Source organism: Stenotrophomonas sp. GbtcB23, from assembly GCF_019091045.1.
GTDB lineage: Bacteria > Pseudomonadota > Gammaproteobacteria > Xanthomonadales > Xanthomonadaceae > Stenotrophomonas > Stenotrophomonas rhizophila_A.
This window is the reverse complement of sequence record NZ_JAGXKC010000608.1, coordinates 1-244: the sequence shown is the minus strand read 5'-3', so window position 1 is coordinate 244 and position 244 is coordinate 1. Positions and strand designations below refer to the sequence as shown.

Annotated in this window: 1 pseudogene; it reads left to right on the top strand. The window is 54.9% G+C overall.

The window, feature by feature from the left end:
• A pseudogene (locus KVS69_RS20280) lies at positions 1–244 on the top strand (restriction endonuclease); the annotation flags it as partial.

Sequence of the window (244 nt, the reverse complement as noted above, 5' to 3'; positions counted from 1 at the left end):
GCGATCACAGAGCGCGTTAAATCACATTCCAGCACGATGGTAACGGAGGAGGCGGTCAAGACTGCCGTCGTCCTCCCATTCCTTCGCTCGTTGGGTTACGACGTCTTTGATCCCACCGAGGTGGTGCCGGAATTCACCGCGGATGCGGTGGGGAAGAAAGGCGAAAAAGTCGATTATGCGATCAAGATCGATAATGACATTCGCATCCTGATCGAGTGCAAGCCCATCTCGGTTGCGCTCGACA